6 protein-coding genes are annotated in these 6,000 nt (G+C 65.7%); 5 read left to right on the forward strand and 1 reads right to left on the reverse strand.

Annotation, left to right across the window (positions count from 1 at the left end):
• Nucleotides 1-55: 55 nt before the first annotated feature.
• Both LF63_RS08635 and LF63_RS08640 read left to right on the forward strand, forming a co-directional pair.
• Nucleotides 56-1,735 carry an AMP-binding protein gene (locus LF63_RS08635; RefSeq protein ID WP_043103506.1) on the forward strand — a complete coding sequence of 560 codons (1,680 nt, stop codon included), beginning with the start codon at nucleotides 56-58 and terminating at the stop codon, nucleotides 1,733-1,735.
• 8 nt (nucleotides 1,736-1,743) lie between these two features.
• Nucleotides 1,744-2,202, forward strand: coding sequence for a cupin domain-containing protein (locus LF63_RS08640; RefSeq protein ID WP_043101048.1), 459 nt, complete (start codon nucleotides 1,744-1,746; stop codon nucleotides 2,200-2,202).
• A 30-nt stretch (nucleotides 2,203-2,232) separates the two neighbouring features.
• On the opposite strand, the gene LF63_RS08645 is transcribed toward LF63_RS08640, so the two are convergent.
• Complete coding sequence (locus tag LF63_RS08645) at nucleotides 2,233-2,628, reverse strand: PilZ domain-containing protein (RefSeq protein ID WP_338047239.1); 396 nt, start codon at nucleotides 2,626-2,628, stop codon at nucleotides 2,233-2,235.
• Nucleotides 2,629-3,275: 647 nt separating this feature from the next.
• On the opposite strand from LF63_RS08645, the gene LF63_RS08650 reads away from it, so the two are divergent.
• From LF63_RS08650 to LF63_RS08660, 3 genes are all read left to right on the forward strand, one after another.
• The gene (locus LF63_RS08650) at nucleotides 3,276-4,145 is read left to right on the forward strand and encodes a segregation and condensation protein A (RefSeq protein ID WP_052394869.1); all 870 of its coding nucleotides are present in this window, start codon (nucleotides 3,276-3,278) and stop codon (nucleotides 4,143-4,145) included.
• A 4-nt stretch (nucleotides 4,146-4,149) separates the two neighbouring features.
• Entirely contained in the window at nucleotides 4,150-5,001 is an 852-nt protein-coding gene (scpB, locus tag LF63_RS08655) for an SMC-Scp complex subunit ScpB (RefSeq protein WP_043101050.1), read from the forward strand.
• Nucleotides 4,998-6,000, forward strand: a 1,003-nt coding sequence (locus LF63_RS08660) for a pseudouridine synthase (protein ID WP_043103509.1), incomplete at its 3' end; no start/stop codon positions are given. The genes scpB and LF63_RS08660, both read left to right, overlap by 4 nt.

A 6,000-nucleotide genomic window follows, 5' to 3' on the forward strand; every position in this document is an offset into this window, starting at 1 on the left:
GTCCGACCGGCGCGCACGAAACCGGCGTCCATTACGAAAGGGGTTGCATGGCATCATGAGTGAACAACGTCCCTGGCTGGCCCATTACCCGGCTGGCGTACCGGAAACCATCGACGTCCAACTGTACACGTCCGTTGTCGCCGTGATCGAGGAAGCTTTCGAGCGCTTCCGCCACCGTCCCGCCTTCACCAACTTCGGCCGCGAACTGAGCTACGGCGACATCGACCGCCTCAGCGCGCAGTTCGCCGCCTACCTGCAGAACGACCTCGGCCTGGGCAAAGGCGACCGCATCGCCATCATGCTGCCCAACGTGCTGCAATATCCGATTGCCCTGTTCGGCGCGCTGCGCGCCGGCCTGACCGTGGTCAACACCAACCCGATGTACACGGCGCGCGAACTCAAGCATCAGCTGGAGGATTCCGGCGCCGCCGCCATCGTGGTGCTGGACAACTTCGCCGCGACGCTGCAGAAGGTCGTCGCCGAGACCGAGATCAAGCACGTCGTCACCACCGGCATCGGCGACATGCTCGGATTGGCCAAGGGCGCGCTGATCAACTTTGTGCTCAAGCACGTGAAGAAGATGGTGCCCGACTACCACATCGATGGCGCCGTGCGCTTCCGCGATGCCCTCTCGCGCGGCGGCGACGGTCGCTTCGACCGCGTGGAACTGGCGCACGACGACCTCGCCTTCCTGCAGTACACGGGCGGCACCACCGGCGTCGCCAAGGGCGCGATGCTCAGCCACGGCAACATGATCGCCAACATGCTCCAGGCCAGCGCCTGGATCGGCGATCAGGCGACGCCGGGCGAGGAAGTCATCATCACCGCGCTGCCGCTGTATCACATCTTCTCGCTAACGGCGAACGGCCTGGTGTTCATGCGCCTGGGCGGCCTCAACGTGCTGATCACCAACCCGCGCGACATGCCCGGCTTCGTCAAGGAACTGGGCAAGGTCCACTTCACCGCGCTGACCGGCGTCAACACGCTGTTCAACGGCCTGCTCAACACCCCCGGTTTCGGGGACCTGGATTTCTCCCGCCTGCACCTGACCCTGGGCGGCGGCATGGCGGTGCAGCGCGCGGTGGCCGAGCGCTGGAAGAAGGTCACCGGTTGCACGCTGGCCGAGGCCTACGGCCTGACCGAGACCTCGCCGGCCGTCTGCATCAATCCGCTCGACCTTGCCGAGTACAACGGCTCCATCGGCCTGCCCATCCCGTCCACCGACGTGCAGATCTGGTCCGACGAAGGAGAACGCCTGCCGTTCAACGAAGTCGGCGAGCTGATGGTGAAGGGCCCGCAGGTCATGCAGGGTTACTGGCAGCGCCCGCAGGAAACCGCCAAGGTGGTCGAACCCAGCGGCTGGCTGCATACCGGCGACATCGCCAAGATGGACGAGAACGGTTACGTCTACATCGTCGATCGCAAGAAGGACATGATTCTGGTGTCCGGCTTCAACGTGTATCCGAACGAGGTCGAGGACGTGGTCATGGACCACCCGGGCGTGGCCGAAGTCGCCGCCGTGGGCGTGCCGGACGAGCACTCCGGCGAAGTGGTCAAGCTGTTCGTGGTGAAGAAGGACCCGAACCTCACCGAGGAAGCGCTGAAGCAGTTCTGCCACGACGAGCTGACCGGCTACAAGCGACCCAAGTTCATCGAGTTCCGCGACGAACTGCCGAAAAGCAACGTCGGTAAGATTCTGCGTCGCGAACTGCGCGAGAGCCAACCCGCTTCCTGAGAACGGCCATGCCCAAGCTCGACCTCGATCGCATTCCCGCCCGCCGCGGCTCCTCCTATCCGCCGCCGCACGACGCGATCTGCACGGAACGGCTGCGGCAGCGCCTGGGCGAGGCCGGCGGACTGACGGATTTCGGCGTCAACCTGTTGCAGCTGCCGCCCGGCGTCAGTTCCAGCCAGCGTCACTGGCACAGCGACGAAGACGAGTTCGTGTGGGTGCTGCAGGGGGAAGTCGTGCTGCGCACCGAGGCCGGCGAGACCGTGCTTCGGGCCGGCGACTGCGCCGCGTTCCCGAAGGGCAAGGCCGACGGTCACCAATTGAGCAATCGTTCGCCGAACATGGCGGTATGCCTGGAAGTCGGCTCGCGCAGCACGCGCGACGTCTGCACCTACTCGGACATCGACATGGTCATCGACGCCGCGGACGACGTGTACCGCCATCGCGACGGCACGCCCTGGCCGCGCTGACTTCACGCGGCGAGCGCGGCTTCCGACGAATCAGACGTTCTCTTCTTCCCAGGGTTCGAGCTTGTCGGCATAGCCGCCGAGCAGGCTCCACAGGGTTTCCTGCTTGTTTTCGGGAATGTGGGAATATTCCAGACCGATCCAGTGCGGCGAGATGCGCATGACCCGCGCGTCGACATGGATATGCAGGTTGCTGCCGAAGATCATGTCCACGACCCAGGTCTGCCCGACTTCCCCGTTCCAGTGCGCGGGCTTGCGCAAACGCACGCCGGTGGCCGAAATATCCTCCAGTTCGGTGGGAAACGACTCGGTCCCCCGGTTCAGCAGGACCGTGGTTTCGATGCGCATGCGTGCGTGGCGAACGCGGCGTCCCTGAGCATCCATACCGTTGTTGATGTTATCAGTCATCCCAAGCCCTTCATCGAACATCCGAACGTTGCGCCGAACTGCGCAGGGCGATGTCGGCACGGATGCACAAGCAACAACCGAGCCACTCATCGCTCACAACACGCGTCTACGACGATCATGCGCTGATCTTGCACAAATAATGAGAACTGCATCACGAAAAAGTCGCGCAACAAGGTCAAGCATTCCGTGTCGAGCATGCCACACAGGCCACATCGAAGCCCCTCCGGGTCAGCGTTGGCCCCTGGGCGTCAACCGCGTTTGCGCACCCCAGAGAGTACTGGACTTGCGCCTGGGCAGGCTATACTCTAGCCACCACGGGTGGGACATGGATTCCGCATCGAGGCACGCACAGGCAGCCCGAGCGCGGTCCACACGTTTTTCGCAGCATACGGGCTTGTCGCGCAGCGTTCGCCGCAACGAATGCGCGGGCACGCTGTCGAGTGCGCAGACCCACCCACTTGCGGTTGCCGCCGTCTCGCGAGACACGCTCGCTGCGACGGCCCGCACAAGGGACCGACGACAGACATGTACCGCACCGCCTGGCGCCCCAGGCACGACGCCCGCGTCGGGCGTGCGCCGTTCTGACAGACACGCGATGCCCTGCCATTCCCGGGCAGGTTCATGCAACGAACCGGCACTGCCGGACTGCCAAGGGTTCAAGCACCCTGATGACCAACCAGCCAGCCCAAGCCGACCCGGCGCTCGCGCCGCCGCAGCAGCCGTTCACGGCCGTCCCCCAGCAGCAGGAAATGCCGCTGGCGCTGGTGCACGGTCAACCGGTGCTGGAAATGCCGCAGGATCTGTACATCCCGCCGGACGCGCTGGAAGTGATCCTGGAAGCCTTCGAGGGCCCGCTGGATCTGCTGCTGTACCTGATCCGCCGCCAGAACATCGACATCCTCGACATCCCGATCGCCGAGATCACGCTGCAGTACATGCAGTACATCGAGATGATGCGCGATGTCATGCGGCTGGAACTGGCGGCCGAGTACCTGCTGATGGCCGCGATCCTGGCCGAGATCAAGTCGCGTCTGCTGCTGCCGCGACCGCCGGTCGAGGAAGGCGCCGAGGAAGACCCGCGCGCCGAACTGGTGCGCCGCCTGCAGGAGTACGAGCAGTTCAAGCAGGCCGCCGAGGACATCGACGAACTGCCGCGCATGGAGCGCGACTTCAGCACCGCGCACGCACACGTCACCGAACAGAACGTCATCCGCATGCCGCCGCCGGTCGAGATGCGCGAACTGCTGCTGGCGCTGAAGGACGTGATGCACCGCGCCGAACTTTTCGGCAGCCACAACATCGAACGCGAACCGCTGAGCGTGCGTCAACGCATGGGCGACCTGCTCTCGCGTCTCGGCGACGGCGCGTTCCACCGCTTCGAAAGCCTGTTCGACCCTAGCGAGGGACGACTCGGCGTGGTCGTCAGCTTCCTGGCCATCCTCGAACTGGCCAAGGAAAGCCTGATCCAGATCATGCAGGACGCGCCGCTGGCGCCCATCTACCTGAAGGCCGGCTCGGCCCAGAGTTCCGACGAGTAAATTCATGGAATTCAAGCAACTGAAGAACATTCTTGAAGCCGCTTTGCTGGCTTCGACCATGCCCATGTCGATCGCCCGCCTCAGCGCCCTGTTCGACGAGGAAGAGAACATCGCCAACGGCGACATCGGCAAGGCGCTGGAAGCGCTGCACGAAGAGTGCGAAGGTCGCGGCGTCGAGCTGGTGGAGGTCGCTTCCGGCTACCGCTACCAGGTCCGCCAGGACGTCTACAGCTGGGTCGCCAAGATGTGGGCCGAGCGACCGAGCCGCTACTCGCGCGCCCTGCTCGAGACCCTGGCGCTGATCGCCTATCGCCAACCGATCACGCGCGGCGAGATCGAGGCGGTGCGCGGCGTGGCCGTGTCCTCCAGCATCATCAAGACGCTGGAAGAGCGCGAATGGATCCGCGTGGTCGGTCATCGCGACGTGCCCGGCCGCCCGGGTCTGTACGGCACGACGCGCGACTTCCTGGACTACTTCAATCTCAAGTCGCTGGACCAACTGCCCTCGCTGGCCGAGATCCGCGACATGGAAGACTTCGATCCGCAGCTCGACCTGGACGGCGACAAGGACGAAGACCGGGCCGCCACCGCGCACGCCGCCCTGCCCGATCAGGCCGACGAGGAAGCGCAGGAGCGCGCCGAAGCAAACGCCGCTCCGGACGAAACCGACGGCGCCGCCGATACCGAACACGACGACACTGCCGATACCGCCGCCGATGCATCCGCCGACGCGGATGCCGTGCAGGCGGGCGATCACCACCCCGAACCCCAAGCCACCGCCGACGAGGCGCAGGCCCATGCGGACGACGACGACACCGTCTCCGCCGATGAAGACACCGAGGAGAACCGCGCATGAGCGCGCAAGGCCGTACCCTACTCACCCTCAAGCGCGGCAGCAGCGATGCCGCGTCCTCCAACCTCAACGAGCGCCTGCATAAGGTGCTCGCCAATGCCGGACTCGGCTCGCGCCGCATGCTCGAGCAGCGTATCCAGCAGGGCGAGGTGCAGCTGAACGGCGAGCCGGCCAGCATCGGCGCCAGCGTGCGCTCGGGCGACCGCATCGTGCTCGACAGCAAGCAGTACGTGGTGTCGACCGACACCCGCAGCGACGCCGAAGTGTTGATCTACAACAAGCCCGAAGGCGTGCTGACCACGCGCGAAGATCCGGAAGGCCGCCCGACCGTGTTCGAGCAGCTGCCGCGCCTGAAGGGTGCGCGCTGGGTCGCCGTCGGTCGCCTGGACATCAACACCACCGGCCTGCTGCTGCTGACCACCGATGGCGAGCTGGCCAACGCGCTGATGCACCCCAGCAGCGGCGTCGAGCGCGAGTATCTGTGCCGCGTGCACGGCGAAGTGCCCGACGAGACGCTGGAGAAGCTCAAGGCCGGCGTCGCACTCGACGACGGCCCGGCGCACTTCGACGACATCGCGGTGATCAGCCGCGGCGGAAGCCACAGCTGGTTCCGCGTGGTGATCCGCGAAGGCCGCAACCGCGAGGTACGCCGTTTGTGGGATTCGCAGGGCTTCCTGGTCAGCCGCCTCAAGCGCATCCGCTACGGCAACGTGGAACTGCCGCGCGGTCTGCGCCGCGGCGATTGCGACACGCTCGACGACAAGGCCGTGCAGGAACTGCGCACCCATGTCGGCCTGGGCGCGCCGCAACCGACGCTGACGCTCAGCCCGGTGCTGCATCAGCGCCGCGCCAGCCGTCACGTCAAGGAATACCACCCCGAAGGCAAAACCACGCCGCGCGCCTGGACCGGCAACTACCAGGGTGAAGCACGCGAACTGACCGCCTTCGACCGTATCCGCGACGATACGCCGACGCGCGGCCGACGCGGCGGCCCGCCGCGTC

The organism is Oleiagrimonas soli (assembly GCF_000761445.1).
GTDB lineage: Bacteria > Pseudomonadota > Gammaproteobacteria > Xanthomonadales > Rhodanobacteraceae > Oleiagrimonas > Oleiagrimonas soli.